Genomic DNA, 20,285 nt, shown 5'->3' with positions numbered 1-20,285 from the left:
CCCGGCTTCGCGCGTTACGAGCAGATATCTTTGAGCGCGAGCCATTGCGCATCGGGAAGCACCGGTTCGGGCGCGGGCGCGCCGCGAAACGGATCTGCCTCGATCAGGCTCAGCACCGTTTCCCCTGTCGGGTCAAGCGCATAGGCATAGGGTGTGGAGGCCACGCCCGCAGCCTTGAAGGCCGCGAGCAGGGCATCGGTTTCGGCGGGGCGCTGCGGCAAAGCGACAGGCGTTGCAATGAGCGCCGCGCCATAGCCCGCGATCTCGCGCGCCGGCAGATCTCCGGTGACAAGGAGCCGGAGCGCCGAGACCGCCCCCGACCAAGCCAAGAGCGCATGCACCGGCGCCTCGCCCGCCTGCGCCTGTCGCGCCACGAGGATCGCACCTGCCGCCACCTCGGGCGTATCGAGCCCGATCAGCGTATCTTGTCCCAGCGCCACCACCCCTCCGGGCAGGATCCGCGCGCCGCCAAGCTGATGCGGCAAGACCGCAATCTGCACCATGTCACCAAGCCGCTCGGCCAGCGCTTCGAGCGCCGCATCCCCCGCGCTTGAATGGCAGGCCACCCCGGTGGAGCGCTCAAGATCGGCAAGCACCAGCCGCCCGATCTCTTCGCGCTTGGGCGCGGGCAGCACACGCGCGGCCTGATCGATGAGCGCGCCGGGCAGCCACAGCGCAACCCCCAGCAACGCCACGACCGCGGTGCTGACCCAGCCGATCCGCCGCAACCGCCCCGGATGCGGACGGTGGGCCTCGATCAGGGCCTGCACCTTTTCGATCGCCTCAACCATCGTCTCGTCGCTGATCTCAAGCTCTTCGCCGGGGTCTTCGGAGGGGGCAAAAATGGCGGGCCGCGTGCCCGGGTTGCGCCGCACCACCGCCGCCATCGACCAATGCGCGAGCGCGGCAGTGGAGCGGTCATCCGAGATCACCAAAGACGTATCGCCGAAAGACACGATCACTTCGCGCCGCTGGGCTTGCGGCGTTTCCCGCCACAGGCCGGGGGCTTCAAGCCTTTCATATTGGGGCAGGGCGGTCATGATCTAGGGTTTGGGTCCGGCTGGTGTCTGGCCACAAACAATAGCGGAAGGCGGGCGGGGGTCAATCCGCCTCTGGGGGGCGCGCGCCCTCTCGTCATTGCGGCGGCGGCCCGTTAGAGTTGCGCCATGATCGTTTCACCGGGGCGGCGTTACATTTTCGTGCATATCCCCAAAACCGGCGGCACCGCGCTTGCCGCGGCGCTTGAGGCACGCGCGATGGCGGATGACATTCTGGTGGGGGACACCGAGAAGGCCCGCCGCCGCAAGGGGCGGCTGAAAGGGGTGACGACGGCGGGGCGGTTGTGGAAACACGCGACCCTTGCCGATGCGGTCGGGCTTTATACCGAGGCCGAGGCGCAAGCGTGGTTCACCTTCACGCTGGTGCGCAACCCCTGGGACAGGATGGTGAGCTATTACCACTGGCTGCGGGCGCAAAGCTTTGCGCATCCGGCGGTGGGCTTGGCGCAGGCGCTCGACTTTGCGTCTTTTGTCACGCATCCCGAAACCGCCGCGACCATCGCGCAATGGCCCGCGGCGCGCTATTTGGCTCTTGCTTCAGGCCCGGTGCCGGGGGCGCATTTTCTGCGGCTTGAGCATTTTGCCGAGGATGCGCAGGCGCTTGAGGCGCATCTGGGCTTTCGCCTCGCGCCGCTGGCGCGCCGCAACGCCTCCGCCCGAGCGCGCGACTGGCGCCCCTATTACACCGACGCCACGGCGGCGGCGGTGGCGCGATTCGCGGCTGCGGACATCGCGCAATTTCACTATTCTTTTGGCTAGGTTTACGCGCGCAAGCCGATTGCCGCAGCTTGCGTCAACAATCTGCCCTGCATGCGCAGGATTGGCGCGACATCCGCATCAATGCCCTTTTTGTGCCGCAAAGGCGCCCCGGAAACTGCGCGGGAATCACCCGCAATGGCCTCATGGAAACACCCGGCGAAGACCGGCGCAGCGAGGGAAATGGGGATGTTCGGAGTTCACACCGCAAAACTTGCCGAACGTGCGAGGGGCGTGGTTCAGGCCGGGTCCGCGTTTGAGACGTTCTTTGCCGTGCCGCAGGCCGGGACCATTTCAGACCGCGGGCTGGCGGAGGGGATCGTTGCGGGCACCCATATCGCCACCGCGATGGGCTGGCGCCCGGCGGAGGCGATCGCGGTGAATGATCTGGTGATGACCTTCGACCACGGTTTGCGCCCGGTGCGCCGGGTCAGGCGCAGCCCGCTTTTTGCCGGGCCGAGTGCCTGCCCGCGCCCGCTCAAGCCGCTCGCCGTGCCCACGGACGCGCTGGGCAATGGCGCGCCGATGCTGCTGTTGCCCGAACAAAGCGTGCTGGTGGAGAGCGATCTGGCGGAAATCCGTTATGGCGATCCGTTCGCGCTGATCCCGGCGGCGGCGCTTGAGGGCTGGCGCGGCATCGACCGGATCACGCCGCATCAGCGCATCGAGGTGGTGGTGCTCGAATGCGACGAGGATGAGGTGCTCTATGCCAATGGCACCGGGCTCATTCATTGCGGTTCGGTACATGGCCACCCGATTGGCGCGTTTCTGGAGGCGGCGGCGGGCTATTCCGTGCTCTCGTTGAAGGCCGCGCGCGAGATCGTTGCCGATCTGAGGGCGGCGGAGCGGCTCTGAGCCGGGTCAATCCGCCCCGGGGCCACGCCGGCGCAGATGCGCCTCCAGCTTGCGCAGCAAAAGCGAGAGCGTGATGGTGAGCGCCAGATAGATCAGCGCAACGAGGTTATAGGTCTCGAAATAGCGGAAGTTGCCCGCTGCGGCGACCTTGCCGAGTTGCGTCACATCGGCAACGCCGAGCACGGAAACGAGCGAGCTGTCCTTCACCATCGCCACGAAATCATTGCCCAGGGGCGGCAGGATCGTGCGCAGCGCCTGCGGCAGCACGATCAGCCGGAACCTTTGGCCGCGCGAAAGGCCAAGCGCCTTGGCCGCCTCGATCTGGCCCGGATCGACCGACAAGAGCCCGGCGCGAAACACCTCCGCCAGAAAGGCGGAATAGGCAAGGATCAGCGCGAGGATGGCGCGGGCCAGAAGCGGCACGTCGCGCACCGAGACCGGGGGCAGGCCGAGCGCATTCCAGCCCGCAATCGCAAGCGGCACCAGCGCGAAGGCGACGTAGAGCAACAGCACGATGATCGGCACGCCGCGGATCACCTCGGTATAAAGCCGCGCAAGCTGGCGCAGCACCAGCGCGCGCGAGAGCGCCGCAAGCGCGAGCCCGAGCCCGGCCACCAGCGCGCCCGCAAAGGCCACCAGCGTGACAAAGAGGGTGACGCCGATCCCCTTGGCCAGCATGGAAAATATTTTCGCATGCAGCGGGTCGCGCGCCACGGCGAGGGCAAAGCCCGCCCCGGCCAGCGCCAGCACCACCAGCCACCACGGAAAATCGCGCTCGGGTTTTGGCGTCATTCCCCGAGCTTGTAATCGAGGAACCACTTTTTCGTCAGCGCGGTGAGTGTGCCATCGGCCTGCATGTCGGCAATCGCGGCATCAACCGGGGCGACGAGGTCGGAGCCCTTCGGGAAGATGAAGCCGAAATCCTCGGTGCCGAGCTTCTCGCCCACGATCTTCAGCGCGCCCTCGGAGGCGGCCACATAGCCCTCGCCCGCGGTGCCATCGGTCAGCACAAGATCGACATCGCCCGCGCGCAGCGCCGCGACCCCGGCGCCGAAGGTTTCAAACATGCGGATGCGCGGGTTGGCCTCGTTGCCATCAAGCACGTCATAAACGCCGACGTAAAAGGGCGTGGTGCCGGGCTGTGCGGCCATCAGCAAATCGGGGTTGGCGGCAAAGGAGGCAGCATCGGAAAACCGGCTTTCGTCGCCGCGCACCAGCATCACCATTTCCGAGCGCATGTAAGGGCGGGAGAAATCCACCGCTTCCTTGCGGTCGTCGCGGATGGTGATCCCGGTCATGCCGATGTCGAACTGGCCCGCCGAAACCGCGGGGATCATCGCATCCCAGCTCGAATGCTCATAGCTGACAGTGAGGTGGAGGCGCTTTGCGATCTCGGTCATCGCGTCATATTCCCAGCCCACCGCCGCGCCCGACGCGTCGATGAACTGAAGCGGCGGATAGGCGTTTTCGGTCACCACGGTGACCGCGCGCCCGCCCAGATCGGGGAGGTCTGCAAGCGCGGGGGACGCGGCAAGGAGGGCGGCGGCGAAGAGGGGGAGACGCATGAAAAACTCCGTCTGCGATTTTGCGCGAGGCTATGCGCGGTGCGCGCCTCTGTCCAGCGTCAGGCCCGGCGCGCGGCGGCGCAGACCGGGCAGCCGGGATCTGGGCGCACCTTGACCCGGCGGTTTTCGCCAAAGAGCACATCTTGCAGCACAAGCTGGCCGCGTAGGCTCGCCCCTGCCTGCGTGATTTCCTTGATCGCCTCGGCGGCCATCATCGCGCCGATGATGCCCGGCAGCGCCCCCACCACCCCGGCCTCGGCGCAGCTTGGCGCGAGCCCCGGTGCGGGGGCGGCGGGAAAGAGGCAGGCCAGACAGGGTGCGCCCGTCGCCGGATGATAGAGGCTGAGCTGCCCCTCCCATTGCGTGATGGCGCCGGAAAGGAGCGGCACGCCCTGTGCCACGCAGGCGCGGTTGACCGCCTGCCGAGTCTCGAAATCATCGCAGCCGTCGAGCACGAGATCATACTCGGCCACGAGATCCGCGCCGATTTCGGCGCTGAAGGCGCGGTCATAGGGGCGGATCGTGATGAAGGGGTTGAGCGCCTTGAGCGCCGCCTCGGCGGCAAAGACCTTGGGCTTGCCAATATCGGCATCGCGAAAGAGCACCTGCCGTTGCAGGTTCGAGGCGGAGACCCGGTCCGGGTCGATCACGCCGATCCTGCCCACCCCCGCGGCGGCGAGGTAAAGGAGCGCGGGAGAGCCGAGCCCGCCCGCGCCCACCACGAGCACGCGCGCCGCCTTGAGCCGTTTTTGCCCCGGCCCGCCGATTTCGCGCAACAGGATATGGCGGGCGTAGCGCTCCAGCTCGGCGGAGGAAAACGGGCCTTGCGGGGTCTGCACCGGCGCAGCGGCGCGGGCGCGCAGTTTTGCAAGCCCCCAGTGATAGGCGAGCACGATCGCGGCCACGACGCCAAGCCCGACCCAGCCCGCGAGCGAGCCGCCGATCATCTGCCGCAGCGGATGCTCGGGCGCGGAAAAAAGCGCATGCGCCGCGACATAGCTCGCCCAGAGGATGGCCAGCATCGCAAGCACCATCCGGCGCGGCGCCTTCAGCACCAGCCCCAGAAGGGCAATCACACCGAGAAGGATCAGCCCGGCCATCGCCGCCGGTCAGCGCCGTTGCCGCAAGAATGTCCAGACGGCAAAGCCAACGGCCCCGGCGGCGCCAACGGCAAGCCAGAGCGTGAGCGAGCCGCCCGAAATCGCGCGCAGCGGCGCATCGGGGTTTTTGAAGAAGAGATGCCCCGCCGTGAAGCCCGCCCAGATCAGCGCGAGGATCGCCGCGATGGCCTTCGGCGGCGCCTTCATCGCGCGCCCCAGAAGGGCGACAATCGCCAGAACAAACAAACCCTGCATACCCTACTTCCTTCCCGTCGAGCCAAAGCCGCCGGCGCCCCTGTCGGTTTCGCCCAGCGTCTCGGCGAGGCTATAGCGTGCCTGCACCACCGGCGCCACCACCGCTTGCGCGATCCGGTCGCCGTGGTGGATCGTGTAGGGCTCGGCGCCAAAGTTGATCAGCAAGACCCCGAGCGGGCCGCGGTAATCGCTGTCGATCGTGCCCGGCGTGTTGGGCAGGCTCAGCCCATGCTTGAACGCAAGCCCCGAGCGCGGGCGGATCTGCATCTCGAAGCCTGCGGGGATCTCCACCCTGAGCCCCGTTGGCACGATCACGCGCGCCATTGGCGCAAGCGTCAGCCCGGCGTTGCGGCTCTCGGGCGGCAGGTTCGCGCGCAGGTCCGCCCCCGCGGCGCCGGGCGTTTCATAGGCGGGAAGCGCCACCTCCGGGTCGGCCCAGTCCTCGCGCAAAACCTTGATCTCGGGGGTCATGGCGTCTCCAGCGTTGCAAGCGTTTTGGCGATGCGGGCGGCGAGCCGTTCGGCCACCTCGGCCTTGGGCATCCGCGGCCAATGCTCGGTTCCCGCCGCGTCAATGATTGTCACGGCATTTTCCGGGCCGCCCATCACACCACTTTCCGGGCTCACGTCATTCGCCACGATCCAGTCGCAGCGCTTGCGGGCGCGTTTGGCCACGGCATGCGCCTCGACCGTCTCCGTCTCCGCGGCAAAGCCGATCACAAGCGGCGGGCGGCCTTGCCCCATCTGCGCGACGGTGGCGAGAATATCCGGGTTTTCGGTAAAGGTGAGCGCAGGCGCTTGGCCGGAGCCGTCTTTCTTCATCTTTTGCCCCGCGGCATTGACAACGCGCCAATCCGCCACCGCAGCGGCAAAAAGTGCCACATCGGCGGGCAGCGCCGCCTCGACGGCGGCAAGCATCTCGCGCGCGGTCTCGACCCGGATCACCTCGACGCCCGTGGGCGGCGGCACGCTGGCCGGGCCGGTGACAAAGCTCACCCGCGCGCCCAGATCGCGCAGCGCGGCGGCCAGCGCCGTGCCCTGCGCCCCCGAGGAGCGGTTGGCGATATAGCGCACCGGGTCGATCGGCTCATGCGTCGGCCCGGAAGTGACGATCATATGCCGCCCCGAAAGCGGCCCTTCGGCCAGCGCGGCGCGGATCGCGCCGAGAATTTCGGCGGGCTCGGCCATCCGTCCCAGCCCGTGCTCGCCGCAGGCCATGTCGCCCGCATTGGGGCCCACTGTCAGGATGCCGTCGGCTTTCAGTTGCGCAAGGTTGCGTTGCGTGGCCGGGTGGTGCCACATCCGCACATTCATCGAGGGCGCGATCAGCACCCGCTTGTCGGTGGCCAAAAGCAAGGTCGCGGCCAGATCGCCCGCGAGGCCCGCCGCCATCTTTGCCATCAAATCCGCTGTCGCGGGCGCCACCACCACCAGATCGGCGGCGCGGCTGAGCTGAATATGACCGATCTCCGCCTCGCGGGTGAGGTCAAACAGCGCGGTATGGGCGGCCTCTCCGGCAAGCGCCGAGATCGCGGTCGGGGTGACGAAATGCTCGCCCGCCTGCGTGAGAACCGGCGTCACCGCCGCGCCCTCGGCGCGAAGCGCGCGGATCAGTTCGGGGCATTTCACCGCCGCGATACCGCCGCCGATGATCAGCAGAATACGTTTGCCGTGCAACATGGGCCCTCCGTTTCTGCCCAAGCTGTAGGGCGCCCAAGGCCCCGGCGCAAGCTAGCGGAAGGCGGCGCAGGGGTCTTCGCGGGGCGTGGGATCGGTGACGATCCAGATGTCGAAGGGTTGATCGGGGTCGATCTCGCCCTCTGCAGGCCGTTCCAGCTGGCCGAGCGTGAGCAGCCGCACCGCCGGATCGGCGCGCGCAATCAAGGCGGGCACGGCGCGGTCGGTGCGGGCATGGCCCGAGCCCGTGATCAGCGCGACGGGGCCGCCGGTTTGCGCGCGTGCGGCAAGCGTTGTCTGCGCAAAGGCCGCATCGCGCAGGCGTTGCGCCGCGACCATGCCGGGCAGCATCTCGGGGGGGAGCGCATCGCAGTGATCGGCCTGCGTTTCGGCTTCAAGTTCCGTTTGCACGTCCGCAGGGTAGGGGGTGTCGAGCCCGTAACGCGCGCCCTCGGGCAAAAGCGCGTCAAGCGGCTCCGTGAAGGCGCGGCGGACCTGCGCGCGCGGCAGCGCGGCCCCGTAGATCTTTGCCTCGGGCGCCGCTGCAAAGATCGGCGCGTAAAGCGCGAAATCGGGCCAGCCCGCCGCTTCCCAGCCCAGGACTTCGCCCAGCTTGGCGGGCTGGGCAATCAATTCTGGTGTCACCTGTGCCGCCTGTTCGGGCGAGAGCATCTCGAACACGAGCGCTTTGGGGGCCAGTGCGGCCACGGCGGCGGCCTGATTTTGGTGATGGCCGGGGTTGTCATGGATTTCGCCCAGCACCAGCACTTGCGGCGCTTCGGCCAGAACCCGTGCGGGCAAATCCGCGGCCGAAATCTCTTCGGCCACGGCGGGAAGGGCCAGAAGCCCGAGCGGGATCAGCGTGCCAAGCAGCCTCATTGCAGCAGTGTCGCCACCTCGGGGCCATGCGTCTCAAGGCTTTTGCGCATCTTGCCAAAGGCCTGCGCCTCAAGCTGGCGGATCCGCTCTTTCGACAGGCCAAGTTCGGCACCAAGGCTCTCAAGCGTGCGCGGCTCGTCGATCAACCGCCGTTGCACGACGATGTAGCGCTCGCGCCCAGAAAGGTTGTCCATCGCCTCGCCAAGCCAGTCGCGCATGCGTTGACCGTCATGTGCCTCGCTCACCCGAAGCTCCGGGCCTGCGCCCTCGTCTTCCAGCGCGTCGACCCATTCGCGGCCCTCATCCTCCGAGCTTTGCGGCGCATTGAGCGAGAAATCGGAGCCCGAAAGCCGGCCCTCCATCATCTCGACATCGGCAATCGGCACGCCGATCGTCACCGCCACCCGCTCGCGCAGCTCGGCGCCGTCAAGCTCGATGCCCTCGGCCGCCGCCTCGCGGATGATCTGCGCCTGCACCCGGCGCAGGTTGAAGAACAGCGCCTTTTGCGACGAGGTCGAGCCGGTGCGCACCATCGACCAGTTGCGCATCACGAATTCCTGGATCGAGGCCTTGATCCACCACACCGCATAGGTCGAAAACCGCACGCCCCGGTCCGGGTCGAACTTGTCGGCGGCCTTCATCAGCCCAAGCGAGGCTTCCTGAATGAGGTCATTCATCGGCGCGCCGTAGCGGCGGAACTTTGCCGCCATTGCCACGGCAAGCCGCATATAGGCGCTTACCAGCCGGTGCAGGGCAGCCTCGTCGCGCCTGTCTCGCCATGCGCGGGCAAGGGCCGCTTCGGTTTCTGCATCGAGGTATTCGGCGCGCATTGCCTGGCGCGCCAAAGTGTCGTCGGTCATTCCATCGAGTGCCATGTCCAGTCTCCTCGGGTCTCCCAACCCGCTGTTGGCGTGCTCACTGCATCCACTCTGACAGAAACGATCTGGAATGTCTTTTGGTTGCACTGTGCATCACAAAAAAATCACTGTGCGGAATTCGCCATTGTAAGCCACGGGAATTCCCATAGGATTCCGCGCACGGGAGGTGCTCATGGGCTATGAACTTGCAATTGGTGACCGGTCCTATTCGAGCTGGTCGCTGCGCGGGTGGCTTTTGTTCGCAAAAGGGGGAATCGCTGTCACCACGCACAGCGGGCGCCTTTATTGCGACGATTTCACCCGGCTTTTGAGTGAATTTGCCCCCGCGCGGCTTGTGCCTGCGCTGCGTCTGCCCTCCGGGCGGGTGATTGGCGAGACGCTCGCAATTGCCGAAACGCTCGCCGAGCGGCACCCCGAGGCGGGGCTCTGGCCTGATGCGCCGGAGGCCCGCGCCGTGGCGCGCTGGCTCGCCTCAGAGATGCATGCGGGCTTTGGCGCGTTGCGCAACCATTGCCCGATGAACCTGCGCGTGAGTTACGAGGAATGCGCCCCGCCCGCGGCGGTGCTGGAGGATCTGGCCCGGATCGAGGCGCTTTGGGCGATGGCGCAAGCCGAGTTCGGGGCAGAGGGGCCTTGGCTCTTTGGCGCGCGCTGCTCGGTGGCCGATATCTTCTTTGCGCCCGTTGCGGCGCGGATCGCGGGCTATAACCTGCCCGTGGGCGCTGCGGCGCAGGCCTATGTGAGCACCTGGCTCGCCGATGCCGATTTTCGGGCCTGGCGGGCCGAGGGCGCCGAAGAGGGCCCCGATCAGCCCTTCTACAAGCGCGACTGGCCGACCCGGCCCTGGCCCGATCCGCTGGCGTAAGCGAAAATCCTTGATCCATGGCGCCTTCCGCCCCCATGCTCGTGATGTAACGAGGGGGGGAAGGATGGTTGCGCGCACCTATACGGTGGCCTTTGAGGGCGTTGAGGCGCGCCTTGTCGAGGTGCAATGCGCGCTCGCCACCGGCATGCCCGCCTTCACGCTGGTGGGGCTGCCTGACAAGGCGGTGAGCGAGGCGAAGGAGAGGGTGCGCGCGGCGCTGGCCGCGCTCTCCATCGCGCTGCCGCTGCGGCGCATCACCATCAACCTTTCGCCCGCCGATCTGCCCAAAGAGGGCTCGCATTTCGACTTGCCGATCGCGCTGGCGCTTTTGGCTGCTATCGAGATTGTGCCGCGCGAAGAGGTGGAGGGCCTTGTCGCCATTGGCGAACTTGCCCTCGACGGGCGGCTGGTGCCGGTGCTTGGTGCGCTGCCTGCGGCGATGGCGGCGGCAGAGGCGGAAAAGGCGCTGATCTGCCCCTCGGGCTGCGGGCCGGAAGCCGCCTGGGTGGGCGCCACGCCGGTTTTTGCCCCCGCAACGCTGACCGAGGCGTTGCGCCATCTGAGCGGGCAACACCCGCTCGCCCCTTCGGTGCCGGGGGAGGTGGTGATGGACCCCTCTCCCAAGGATCTGCGCGATGTGAAGGGGCAGGAGCGTGCCAAGCGCGCGCTGGAGATCGCCGCGGCGGGGCGGCATCATCTGTTCATGGCGGGCCCGCCCGGCTCTGGCAAGTCGATGCTCGCGGCGCGGCTGCCGGGGATCTTGCCGCCGCTCTCGCCGGTCGAGGCGCTGGAGACCTCGATGGTGCATTCGCTCTCGGGGCTGTTGAGCGAGGGGGGCATTTCGCGCGCGCGCCCGTTTCGCGAGCCCCATCACACCGCCTCGATGGCGGCGATGATCGGCGGCGGGCGCGCGGCGCGACCGGGCGAGGTGAGCCTTGCGCATAACGGCGTGCTCTTCATGGATGAATTCCCGGAATTTCCGCGCGCGGTGCTGGAGACCCTGCGCCAGCCGATCGAGACCGGAGAGGTGGTGGTGGCCCGCGCCAATGCGCATGTGCGCTACCCCTGCCGGTTTTTGCTGATCGCGGCGGCGAACCCCTGCCGCTGCGGCTATCTTGGCGATCCGGCCCGCGCCTGTTCGCGCGTGCCGCAATGCGGCGAAGATTATCTGGGCCGGATCTCGGGGCCGTTGATGGACCGGTTCGATCTGCGCATCGAAGTGCCCGGGGTGGATTGGCGCGCGCTTGATCTGCCTGCGGCGGGAGAGGGGTCCGCCACGGTCGCCGCACGGGTGGCAGCGGCGCGGGCGGTGCAGGCGCGCCGGTTTGACGCGCATCCGCAGTTGCGGGTGAATGCCGAGGCGGAGGGCGCGGTGCTCGAAGAGATCGCGCCCCTTGATGCCGAGGGGCGGGAGCTTCTGGGCAAGGTTTCCGAGCGGTTCGGGCTGACCGCGCGGGGCTATCACCGGGTGCTGCGCACCGCGCGCACGATTGCAGACCTTGAGGGCGCGGCAGCGGTGCGGGCGCCCCACCTCGCCGAGGCGGTGAGCTATCGGCTCTCTTTCGCGCAGGCGCGCTAGAGGGCGAGCGCCTTGCGCGCAAACATCGCCGCGTCACGCAGCGCGGCACGGGCCTCGGGCACCCAGCCGTCAAACATCTGCCAGACATGGGGCGCCTCGGGCCAGAGCTGCACCGTGACATCGGCCCGCGCATCGCGCAGCTTGTGCTCAAGGCGCAGCGCATCGTCGCGCAGGATGTCGCGCTCGGAGGTTTGCAACAGCACCGGCGGGCAGCCCGGATAATCGGCAAAAAGCGGCGAGGCCGCCGGGTCTTCGGCACTGTGGCCCTGCAGGTAATAGCCTGCCACCTCCTCCATCCGGCCCGCCACCAGCATCGGATCGGCATCTTCCAGCAGCACGAGCGAGGGCGCGCCGCCGGTGAGATCTGTCCAGGGCGACATGGCAATGAGCCCGGCGGGAATTGTGCCGCGCGCGCAAAGCTTTGCCAGCAAGGAGAGCGCAAGCCCTGCCCCGGCGCTGTCGCCCGAGAGCACGATCCGCTCCGGCGCAAAACCTGTGCTGACGAGATCATCAAAGATCGCCACGGCATCTTCGAGCGCGGCGGGGAAGGGGTGTTCGGGTGCGAGCCGGTAATCGGGGGCAATCACCTCCAGCCGGGCAAGGCGCGCAAGGCGCGAGAGCATCGGCAGGTGTGTGGCGGGGCTGCCCGCGATGAAGGCGCCGCCATGAAAATGCAAGATCACCGCGCCCGGATGCGCGCGCCCCGAGCGGATCGAAAGCGCGGGGCGGCCCCCAAGCGCAAGAGGTAGGCTTACGGTGAAGGGCGCGGCGCGCCACAGCAGGCCGGACCAGAATTCCATGTCGGCGCGCAGTCTTGCGGGCTTCGTGACACGGGCGAGATAGGGTTTGGCCATGACCCGAAGGCCAAGGTTGAGCGCTTTCAGCTGCAGGCTCATGGCTGCGCCCTCTTCGCTTCAATGACCTCCCAGATCCGCTGCGCGGTATTGGTGCCGTCGAAGCGCTCAAGCTCCTGAATGCCGGTGGGGGAGGTGACGTTGATCTCGGTCAGCCAGTCGCCGATCACGTCGATGCCCACGAAGATCTGGCCCTTTTCGCGCAGGGTCGGCCCGATGGCGGCGCAGATCTCGCGCTCGCGTGCGGTGAGCGCGGTCGGCTCGGGGCGCCCGCCCACATGCATGTTCGAGCGCGTTTCGCCGGCCGCCGGAACGCGGTTGATCGCGCCCACCGGCTCGCCATCCACAAGGATGATCCGCTTGTCGCCCTTGGTCACGGCGGGCAGGTATTTCTGCACGATCAGCGGCTCGCGGTTGATGCCGGTGAACAGCTCATGCAGCGAGGCGATGTTACGGTCGTTTTCATCGAGCCGGAACACCCCCGCGCCGCCATTGCCGTAAAGCGGCTTGAGGATCACATCGCCATGCGCGGCCTTGAAATCGCGGATCACCTGCAGATCGCGCGCAACGAGCGTGGGCGGCGTCAGATCGGGGAAGTCGAGCACAAGGAGCTTTTCGGGGAAGTTGCGCACCCAGAACGGATCATTGACGACGAGCGTTTTGGGGTGGATGCGCTGCAGCAAGTGGGTGGTGGTGATGTAGCCCATGTCAAAGGGCGGGTCCTGGCGCAGCCAGACCACGTCAAAGCTTTCGAGATCCACCTCGGTCTCTGCGCCAAGGGTGAAGTGGTTGCCCTTCTCGCGGCGCAGCTCCAGCGGCCAGCCGCGCGCGCGCACGTGCCCCTCCCGGTAAAAGAGCTTGTCGGGCGTGTAGTAAAACAGGCTGTGGCCGCGCGCCTGCGCTTCCAGCGCAATGCGGAAGGTGCTGTCGCCGTCGATATTGATCGCGGCGATCGGGTCCATTTGCAGCGCGACTTTCAAGGCCATGACGCCCCCTTCTTGGCCCCGTGACCGCCGCTTGGCACCATCCGGGGCCGGCGCGGTTCAGTCAAACATATGGGCATTCTGAATTATTTCGATTTCGCCCCGCGCATCGACAAGGCCGAGGTCGAACCTGATATCGGGCGCGAGGGGGGCTTGGTCAAGGGCGAGGAACTCTTCTGCCGAGCGGGCGATGCGCCGCAGTTGTGCCGGGCCCAGATGCGCGGCGGCCTCGGCATGCGTGGTTGAGCACTTCACCTCGACGAAGACGATCAGCCCCGCGCGCCGCACGATCAGGTCGATCTCGCCGCCGTGCTGCCCGCGCCAGCGGCGGGCGCAGACCTCAAACCCGTCGGCGCGGTAGCGCGCCTCGACCTGCGCCTCGGCGGAGGCGCCCGCGTGATGCGCCATCGCGCCCCGGCTGCGGCGCGACTCAGTCATCGCGTGCGAGCGCCAGCGCCCGCTGATACACGTCGCGCCGCTTCAGCCCGAGCGCCTCGGCCACCTCGGCGGCGGCATCTTTCACGCTCATGTGATCGAGCCGGGCCTTCAGCGCCGCCTCGATATCCTCGGCGCCCGCGCGCGGGCCGTGCGGGCGGTCCACCAGCACCACGATCTCGCCCTTGATCGGCGCGGCGGCAAGGCTTGCGATCAGCTCTGCAATGGTGCCGCGGCGCACCTCTTCAAAGCGCTTCGTCAGCTCGCGGCAGAGCACCGCGGCGCGCTCGGCGCCGAATTCGGCGGCGAGGTCTTCAAGCATTGCACCGATCCGCTTGGGGGATTCGTAAAGGATCACGGTTGCGGGCAGATCGGCCATTTCGCGCAGCCATTTGCGGCGGGCGCTTTGGGTGTTGGGCGCAAAGCCCGCAAACAGAAACCGGTCCGACGGCAGGCCCGAGACGGTGAGCGCGGCCAGCACCGCCGAGGGGCCGGGGGCGGCGAACACAGGGTGTCCGGCGGCAATCGCGGCACGGCCAAGCTGAAAGCCCGGGTCGGCAACAAGGGGCGTGCCCGCCTCGGAGGCATAGGCGACGACCTTGCCCTCGGCGAGCGCGGCGAGCAGGCGCGGGCGCGCCTGTTCGCCATTATGGTCATGATAGGCCACAAGCGGGCGCCCCTTGAGCGGGATGCCGTGGATCTCCATCAGATGCCGCAGCGTGCGGGTGTCTTCGGCGGCGAGCACATCGGCCATCTGCAGCGTATCGAGCGCGCGCAGGGTGATGTCGCGCGCGGTGCCGATGGGCGTGGCGAGAAAATGCAACCCCGGCGCGGGCCTGCGCGGCGCGGCGCCGAAACGCGCCTCCGCGCCCGGCGGATCTTCGCCACCCGCCTCGTCTGCCCGCTCATCGGTTGTCATCGCTTTGCCGTCCCGCCTTTGTGCCAAGTTTACTTCATCAGACGAAACGCTTAGGCTCGCCCGAAATCTTTTCCCCCGTCCGAACCGGAGGTCCGTTCATGTTCGCCACTTTGCGCAGCACCCGCAACCCCTTGCTGCGGCTCTTCATCCTGATGACGACGCTCTGGCTTGCCGCCTGTCAGCCGATGGGCAGCGGCGGCGGCAATGTCAATGCCGGTGCCGCGGTGCCGGTGGCGCTTCTGGTGCCCTCGGGCTCGGGGGAAACGAATGACGAGCTTCTCGCCAGCTCGCTGCGTCAGGCCGCGCAGCTCGCGATCTCGGATCTCAACGGCGTGAAGATCGATCTGCGCGTTTACAACACCGGCTCAAGCCCCGAGCTTGCCGCGCAGATGGCCTCGAAAGCGGTGGATGAGGGCGCAAAGATCATTCTTGGCCCGGTCTATTCGGGCTCGGCCAATGCGGCTGCGGTGGCGGTGGCCAGCCGGGGCGTGAACGTGCTCGCCTTCTCCAACAACACCGATATCGCGGGCGGCAACCTTTTCGTGCTTGGCCCGACCTTCCCCAATACCGCGAACCGGATGGCAAGTTTTGCCGTGGCGCAGGGCAAGCGGCGCGTCCTTGTGGTGAGCGAGCAGACGCTCGCGGGCGAGGTTGGCGCCGCCGCGATCAAGACGGCGGTGACGCGCTTTGGCGGCGAGATCGCGGGCGAGGTCAGCTTCCCTTATTCGCAGACCGATGTTGCAAGCGCGGTGCCGAAGATCGCGAGCCGGGTCAATGCGGGCGGGGTGGATGCGCTTTTCCTGACCTCGGACGCGGGCGGCGCGCTGCCGATGCTGGCGCAAATGCTGCCCGAGCAGGGCGTCAATCCTGCGGTGACAAAATTCATCGGCCTCACCCGCTGGGACACGCCGCCCGCGGCGATGGCGCTGCCGGGGCTGCAGGGCGGCTGGTTCGCGCTGCCTGACCCGAGCCTGAACGAGCGCTTCCGCCAGCGCTATTTTACCGCCTATGGCGGGGCGCCCCATCCGATTGCCGGGCTCGCCTATGACGGCATCGCCGCAATCGGCGCGCTGGTGAAAGCGGGCCGGGCCGATGCGCTCTCGCGCGATGCGCTGACCCAGCCCTCCGGCTTCGTCGGCGTCAACGGCATCTTCCGGCTGCGCCCCGATGGCACCAATGAACGCGGCCTTGCCGTGGCCGAGATCCGCGACGGTCAGGTGCGCGTGATCGACGCGGCGCCGCGCTCCTTTGGCGGCCCGGGCCTCTGAGCCCACCGCCCCCACCCCGTGCCGCAAGGCCAAACGGATGTATCAGACGTGACCGACACTCCCCTTTCCGCCCCGGCAGACGCCGGGGCGCCCCTGCTTCTGAGACCCGATGCCCTGTATGCCGCGCTCGACGCGGCGCTTGAAGCGCCCGATGCGCGCGGGTTGCGCGCCCAGACGGTGCAGTTCCTGCACGCCGAGCGGGAGGCGGCGCTGCCGTGGATCGTTGCGGATTTTGGGCGCCACCCGCGCGATGCCGGCGAAACGGTGCAGCTTTACGCGGCGATGACCGACGGGATCGTCAAGGGGGTGCTGCATGTGGTGATGACGCGCCTGCATCCGCTGCAAGCGCCGACGGCGGGGGAAAACATCTCGGTTCTGGCGGTCGGCGGCTATGGCCGCTCCGAGATGGCGCCCTTCTCCGATGTGGATCTGCTGTTTCTCACCCCCTACAAGATGACCCCTTGGGCGGAGAGCGTGATCGAAAGCATGCTCTACATGCTGTGGGATCTGAAGCTGAAGGTGGGCCATGCCTCGCGCACGGTCGAGGATTGCCTCCGGCTCGGGCGGGAAGACATCACAATCCGCACGGCGCTGCTTGAAAACCGCCATATCGGCGGGGATGCGGCGCTGGCGGAGATGCTCGACCACCGTCTGCGCAACGATCTTTTCAAATCGACCGGGCCCGAGTTCATCGAGGCGAAGCTGGCCGAGCGCGCCGAGCGCCACCGCCGTCAGGGCGGGCAGCGCTATGTGCTTGAGCCGAACGTCAAGGAGGGCAAGGGCGGGCTGCGCGATCTGCAGACCCTCTACTGGATCGCCAAATACCTCCATGGCGTGAACGACACCGCCGATCTGGTGGGGCTCGGCGTGTTCGGCGCCGAGGAATATGCGGCCTTTGTCGCGGCAGAGAATTTCCTGTGGGCGGTGCGCTGCCATCTGCATCTGATCGCCGGGCGTGCCGCCGACCAGCTCTCCTTCGATGCGCAGGTCGAGGTGGCGCGGCGCATGGGCTATGCCGATATGGCCGGGCGCCGCGCGGTCGAGGTGTTCATGCAAGATTACTTCCGCCACGCCACGCAGGTGGGGGAGGTGACGCGGATCTTTTTGACCGTGCTTGAGGCGCAGCATGCCAAGCCCGCGCCCGTGCTCAAGCGGCTGTTCCGGCGCCGCAAGCCGCTGGTGGCGCCCTTCGTCGATGACATCGGCCGGATCAATGTGGCCGACGCGAAGACCTTTTTGGCCGATCCCTTGAATTTCCTGCGCATCTTCGAAGAGGGCCTGCGCACCGGCATGCTGATCCATCCGGCGGCGATGCGGCTGATTGCGGCCAACCTCAAGCGCATCGACGACCGGCTGCGCGAGGACAAGGAGGCGGCGCGGATCTTTCTGGATCTGCTGCTCAAGCACGGCAACCCCGAGCGCGCGCTCCGGCGCATGAACGAACTTGGCGTGCTGGCGGCCTATATCCCCGAATTCGAGCCGATCGTGGCGATGATGCAGTTCAACATGTATCACAGCTACACGGTGGATGAGCACACGATCCAGGTGATCTCGACGCTGGCCGAGATCGAGCGCGGCGAGCTTTCCGACGATCTGCCGCTCTCGACCCATATCCTCGACGAGGGGGTGAACCGGCGCGTGCTCTATGTGGCGCTGCTCTTGCATGACATCGGCAAGGGGCGGCCCGAGGACCATTCGATTCTGGGGGCGCAGATCGCGCGCAAGGTGGCGCCGCGGCTCGGGCTCAACCACGAGGAATGCGAAACCGTCGAATGGCTGATCCGCAATCACCTGCTGATGTCCGACGTGGCGCAAAAGCGTGACCTGTCGGACCCGCGCACGATCCGCGATTTCGCCAAGCAGGTGAAAACCCGCAAGCGGCTTGACCTGCTCACGCTGCTCACCGTGTGCGATATTCGCGGCGTTGGCCCGAATGTCTGGAACAACTGGAAGGCCACGCTTTTGCGGCGGCTCTATTCCGAGACGGCGCGGGCGATGGAGCACGGGCTTGAGGCGGTCAACCGCGAACAGCGCACCGATGCGGCGAAAAAGGCGCTGCGCGAGGCGCTGGCGGGCTGGGAGCCGAAGGATCTGCGCACCGAGATGGGGCGGCACTATCCGGCCTATTGGCAGGGGCTGAGCACGGCGACCCATGCCGACCTTGCGCATCTGTTGCGCGGGCTCGACAATGGCGAGATCCGCGTTGATCTGCACCCCGACCCCGATCACGACGCGACCCGCGCCTCTTTTGCGCTGGTCGATCACCCGGGCATTTTCTCGCGGCTCGCGGGGGCGCTGGCGCTGGTGGGGGCCAACGTTGTCGATGCGCGCACCTATACTTCGAAAGACGGTTATGCCACCGCGGTGTTCTGGGTGCAGGATGCCGAGGGCCATCCCTATGAGGCCGCGCGCCTGCAGCGCCTGCGGCAGATGATCGACAAGACGCTGAAAGGCGAGGTGGTGGCGCGCGAGGCGCTCAAGGACCGCGACAAGGTCAAGAAGCGCGAGCGCGAGTTCCGCTTCCCCACCCATGTCACGATCGACAACGACGGATCGGATATCTACACGATCATCGAGGTGGATACCCGCGACCGGCCGGGCCTGCTTTATGACCTCACCCGCGCGCTGGCCTCGGCCAATATCTATATCGCCTCGGCGGTGATCGCGACCTATGGCGCGCAGGTGGTCGACACCTTCTACGTCAAGGACATGTTCGGGCTGAAACTCTACTCGCGCGCGCGGCAGGAACTGCTCGACAAGCGCCTGCGGGAGGCGATTGCGCGCGGTGCCGAGCGGGCGGCACAAAACTCATGAAACCGATCCGGCTGGTGCGCGGCTTTCTCACCGTCGGGGGCTGGACCTTCGGCTCGCGGCTTCTGGGCTTCGTGCGCGACATGATGATGGCGGCCTATCTGGGCTCAGGCCCGGTGGCCGAGGCCTTCCTTGTCGCGTTTTCGCTGCCCAACATGTTCCGCCGCTTCTTTGCCGAGGGCGCGTTCAACATGGCCTTCGTGCCGATGTTTGCGAAAAAGGTCGAAAGCGGCGAAGATGCGATGGGCTTTGCCCGCGATGCCTTCAAGGGGCTCTCGGCGGTGCTGTTGTTCTTCACGCTGATCGGCACGCTGGCAATGCCGTGGCTCGTCTGGGCGATGGCCTCGGGCTTTGCCGGGGACGCACGCTTTGACCTCGCCGTGCTCTATGGGCGGATCGGCTTTTCCTACATCCTCTTCATCTCGCTCGTGGCGCTGCTTTCGGGTGTCTTGAACGCCTTTGGCCGGTTCACCGAAGCCTCGCTGGTGCCGGTGCTGATGAACCTGATCTTCATCGTGGCGATGTGGCTCGCCTCTGTGGCCGGCTGGGATATGGGGCTGACGCTCGCCTGGACGGTGCCCGTCACCGGCGTGGCGCAATTCGCGCTCACCTGGATTTCGGCGCATCGGCTCGGCTATACGCTCCTGCCCGGCATCCCGCGCTTCACGCCGGAATTGAAGCGGCTGCTCATCATCGCGGGGCCCGCGGTGCTGGCGGGGGGCGTGGTGCAGATCAACCTGATCGTCGGGCGGCAGGTCGCCTCCTTCACCGAGGGCGCGGTGGCGTGGCTGAGCTATGCCGACCGGCTCTATCAACTGCCGCTTGGCGTTGTCGGCATCGCCATCGGCACGGTGCTTTTGCCGGTGCTCTCGCGCCATTTGCGCGCGGGCGAGCATGTGCAGGCACGCGACAGCTTCTCGCGCGGGGCGGAATTTGCGCTATTTCTGACGGTGCCCGCCGCCGTGGCGCTTGTGGTGATCGCCACGCCGCTGATTTCGGTGCTCTACGACCGTGGCGCGTGGCGGGCTGAGGACACGACGGCGACCGCGCTGGCGCTGGCCGCTTACGGGCTCGGCCTGCCCGCCTTCGTGCTGCAAAAGGTGCTGCAGCCGCTTTATTATGCGCGCGAGGACACGCGCCGCCCGTTTCACTATGCGCTGATCTCGATGCTGGTGAACGCAGGCTTTGCCGTGGGCATGATGCCGGTTCTGGGCTTCATGGCGGCCGCGCTCGCCACCACCGTTTCGGGCTGGGTGATGGTGGCGCAACTGTGGTGGGGGGCGCGCGGCATGGGCGATGCGGCCCGGCCCGACGCGCGGTTCTGGCGGCGGCTGTGGCGCATTGCGCTCATCTCTGCGGTGATGGGCGCACAGCTTTGGATCACGGCGGATTGGCTTGCGCCACTGCTCGAGGCGCGCGGATCGCGCTGGGCGGCGCTTGCGCTGTTGTGCGGCTCCGGCATTGCGCTTTATTTCGTGCTTGGCGCGGCTTTGGGCACCTATGGCCTTGGCGAGCTGAAAGCGATGGTGCGGCGGCGCAGGGGCTGAGG

The 20,285-nt window shown here is 67.3% G+C and carries 20 protein-coding genes; 7 read left to right on the top strand and 13 right to left on the bottom strand.

What is annotated here, in order from left to right:
- Positions 1–14: 14 nt before the first annotated feature.
- On the bottom strand, positions 15–1,040 hold the full coding sequence (locus ACFSM0_RS10190) for a hypothetical protein (RefSeq protein WP_377389971.1): 1,026 nt from the start codon (positions 1,038–1,040) through the stop codon (positions 15–17).
- A 126-nt stretch (positions 1,041–1,166) separates the two neighbouring features.
- On the opposite strand from ACFSM0_RS10190, the gene ACFSM0_RS10185 reads away from it, so the two are divergent.
- Together ACFSM0_RS10185 and ACFSM0_RS10180 are read left to right on the top strand one after the other, a co-directional pair.
- On the top strand, positions 1,167–1,817 hold the full coding sequence (locus ACFSM0_RS10185; RefSeq protein ID WP_377389969.1) for a sulfotransferase family 2 domain-containing protein: 651 nt from the start codon (positions 1,167–1,169) through the stop codon (positions 1,815–1,817).
- Positions 1,818–2,003: 186 nt separating this feature from the next.
- A complete protein-coding gene (locus ACFSM0_RS10180) occupies positions 2,004–2,669 on the top strand; it encodes a Hint domain-containing protein (RefSeq protein WP_377389967.1) in 666 nt (221 codons plus the stop codon).
- Between the two features lie 6 nt (positions 2,670–2,675).
- On the opposite strand, the gene ACFSM0_RS10175 is transcribed toward ACFSM0_RS10180, so the two are convergent.
- From ACFSM0_RS10175 to ACFSM0_RS10140, 8 genes are read right to left on the bottom strand one after another with little or no spacing between them, the layout of a single operon-like run.
- Entirely contained in the window at positions 2,676–3,461 is a 786-nt protein-coding gene (locus tag ACFSM0_RS10175) for an amino acid ABC transporter permease (protein WP_377389965.1), read from the bottom strand.
- Positions 3,458–4,234, bottom strand: a complete 777-nt coding sequence (locus ACFSM0_RS10170; RefSeq protein WP_377389963.1) for a transporter substrate-binding domain-containing protein — start codon at positions 4,232–4,234, stop codon at positions 3,458–3,460. Before ACFSM0_RS10170 ends, ACFSM0_RS10175 begins: the two co-directional genes overlap by 4 nt.
- A gap of 59 nt (positions 4,235–4,293) precedes the next feature.
- On the bottom strand, positions 4,294–5,334 hold the full coding sequence (locus ACFSM0_RS10165; protein WP_377389961.1) for a HesA/MoeB/ThiF family protein: 1,041 nt from the start codon (positions 5,332–5,334) through the stop codon (positions 4,294–4,296).
- A gap of 9 nt (positions 5,335–5,343) precedes the next feature.
- A complete protein-coding gene (locus ACFSM0_RS10160; RefSeq protein ID WP_377389959.1) occupies positions 5,344–5,589 on the bottom strand; it encodes a hypothetical protein in 246 nt (81 codons plus the stop codon).
- Between the two features lie 3 nt (positions 5,590–5,592).
- Complete coding sequence (gene dut, locus ACFSM0_RS10155; protein ID WP_377389957.1) at positions 5,593–6,060, bottom strand: dUTP diphosphatase; 468 nt, start codon at positions 6,058–6,060, stop codon at positions 5,593–5,595.
- Positions 6,057–7,268 carry a bifunctional phosphopantothenoylcysteine decarboxylase/phosphopantothenate--cysteine ligase CoaBC gene (gene coaBC, locus ACFSM0_RS10150; protein WP_377389955.1) on the bottom strand — a complete coding sequence of 404 codons (1,212 nt, stop codon included), beginning with the start codon at positions 7,266–7,268 and terminating at the stop codon, positions 6,057–6,059. The genes dut and coaBC overlap by 4 nt, the downstream gene beginning before the upstream one ends.
- A 51-nt stretch (positions 7,269–7,319) precedes the next feature.
- The gene (locus ACFSM0_RS10145; RefSeq protein WP_377389953.1) at positions 7,320–8,144 is read right to left on the bottom strand and encodes a ChaN family lipoprotein; all 825 of its coding nucleotides are present in this window, start codon (positions 8,142–8,144) and stop codon (positions 7,320–7,322) included.
- Entirely contained in the window at positions 8,141–9,019 is an 879-nt protein-coding gene (locus ACFSM0_RS10140) for an RNA polymerase factor sigma-32 (RefSeq protein WP_377389951.1), read from the bottom strand. The genes ACFSM0_RS10145 and ACFSM0_RS10140 overlap by 4 nt, the downstream gene beginning before the upstream one ends.
- A 175-nt stretch (positions 9,020–9,194) precedes the next feature.
- Between ACFSM0_RS10140 and ACFSM0_RS10135 the strand changes: the two genes are divergently transcribed.
- Positions 9,195–9,887: a glutathione S-transferase gene (locus ACFSM0_RS10135; protein ID WP_377389949.1), complete on the top strand. Its 693-nt coding sequence runs from the start codon at positions 9,195–9,197 to the stop codon at positions 9,885–9,887.
- Between the two features lie 64 nt (positions 9,888–9,951).
- Complete coding sequence (locus ACFSM0_RS10130) at positions 9,952–11,466, top strand: YifB family Mg chelatase-like AAA ATPase (RefSeq protein ID WP_377389947.1); 1,515 nt, start codon at positions 9,952–9,954, stop codon at positions 11,464–11,466.
- On the opposite strand, the gene ACFSM0_RS10125 is transcribed toward ACFSM0_RS10130, so the two are convergent.
- From ACFSM0_RS10125 to rsmI, 4 genes are read right to left on the bottom strand one after another with little or no spacing between them, the layout of a single operon-like run.
- Positions 11,463–12,362, bottom strand: coding sequence for an alpha/beta hydrolase (locus ACFSM0_RS10125; protein ID WP_377389945.1), 900 nt, complete (start codon positions 12,360–12,362; stop codon positions 11,463–11,465). The two genes, ACFSM0_RS10130 and ACFSM0_RS10125, sit on opposite strands and share 4 nt — an antisense overlap.
- Positions 12,359–13,306: a glutathione synthase gene (gene gshB / locus ACFSM0_RS10120; protein ID WP_377389943.1), complete on the bottom strand. Its 948-nt coding sequence runs from the start codon at positions 13,304–13,306 to the stop codon at positions 12,359–12,361. Before gshB ends, ACFSM0_RS10125 begins: the two co-directional genes overlap by 4 nt.
- Before the next feature lie 57 nt (positions 13,307–13,363).
- Entirely contained in the window at positions 13,364–13,741 is a 378-nt protein-coding gene (locus ACFSM0_RS10115; protein ID WP_377389941.1) for a YraN family protein, read from the bottom strand.
- Positions 13,734–14,657, bottom strand: a complete 924-nt coding sequence (rsmI, locus tag ACFSM0_RS10110; RefSeq protein WP_377389939.1) for a 16S rRNA (cytidine(1402)-2'-O)-methyltransferase — start codon at positions 14,655–14,657, stop codon at positions 13,734–13,736. The genes ACFSM0_RS10115 and rsmI overlap by 8 nt, the downstream gene beginning before the upstream one ends.
- A gap of 98 nt (positions 14,658–14,755) precedes the next feature.
- Here rsmI and ACFSM0_RS10105 point away from each other — a divergent pair, with 98 nt between their 5' ends.
- Genes ACFSM0_RS10105 through murJ form a run of 3 tightly spaced genes read left to right on the top strand, consistent with a single transcriptional unit; the run spans position 14,756 to position 20,283 of the window.
- Positions 14,756–15,925 (top strand): penicillin-binding protein activator, encoded by a 1,170-nt coding sequence (locus tag ACFSM0_RS10105; protein WP_377389937.1) that lies wholly within the window; start codon positions 14,756–14,758, stop codon positions 15,923–15,925.
- Between the two features lie 48 nt (positions 15,926–15,973).
- Positions 15,974–18,739 carry a [protein-PII] uridylyltransferase gene (locus tag ACFSM0_RS10100; protein ID WP_377389935.1) on the top strand — a complete coding sequence of 922 codons (2,766 nt, stop codon included), beginning with the start codon at positions 15,974–15,976 and terminating at the stop codon, positions 18,737–18,739.
- On the top strand, positions 18,736–20,283 hold the full coding sequence (gene murJ, locus ACFSM0_RS10095; RefSeq protein WP_377389933.1) for a murein biosynthesis integral membrane protein MurJ: 1,548 nt from the start codon (positions 18,736–18,738) through the stop codon (positions 20,281–20,283). The genes ACFSM0_RS10100 and murJ overlap by 4 nt, the downstream gene beginning before the upstream one ends.
- Positions 20,284–20,285 lie beyond the last annotated feature (2 nt).

Origin of the sequence: Rhodobacter lacus (genome assembly GCF_042683065.1) — a bacterium.
Taxonomy (GTDB): domain Bacteria; phylum Pseudomonadota; class Alphaproteobacteria; order Rhodobacterales; family Rhodobacteraceae; genus Rhodobacter; species Rhodobacter lacus.
Note: the sequence above shows the minus strand (reverse complement) of the source record. Positions and strands in the feature narration are given on the sequence as shown.